This window comes from Autumnicola patrickiae (assembly GCF_031846525.1).
In the GTDB taxonomy this organism is placed as follows: domain Bacteria; phylum Bacteroidota; class Bacteroidia; order Flavobacteriales; family Flavobacteriaceae; genus Autumnicola; species Autumnicola patrickiae.
This window is the reverse complement of sequence record NZ_JAVRHM010000091.1, coordinates 1-260: the sequence shown is the minus strand read 5'-3', so window position 1 is coordinate 260 and position 260 is coordinate 1. Positions and strand designations below refer to the sequence as shown.

General features: G+C 44.6%; 1 protein-coding gene. It reads left to right on the top strand.

Going from position 1 to position 260, the window contains the following annotated elements; all coding sequences use genetic code 11:
* Window positions 1–217 (top strand): hypothetical protein (locus RM549_RS19475; RefSeq protein ID WP_489752697.1); only part of this gene is annotated, 217 nt, incomplete at its 5' end.
* Between the last annotated feature and the right edge of the window lie 43 nt (window positions 218–260).

The window sequence follows — 260 nt, the reverse complement described above, 5'->3', positions numbered from 1 at the left end:
CTTAATTCCACAGGGTGGGGGAGAACATATGAGCGGACATCGTTGCGCGGGTGAATGGCTCACCATTGAATCGATGAAACAAGCTGTGGATTTTCTGATTAACCGGATAACTTACGAGGTACCCGATCAGGATTTGACATTCAGTTTATCGCGTATGCCCACGCTGCCGCGCAGTGGTTTTATAATGAGAAACATAAAAAGCCAGCAATATGAGTGAAGAAGACGAAATTCAGCTTGATGCTTCTAATAAAGCTGAAAGG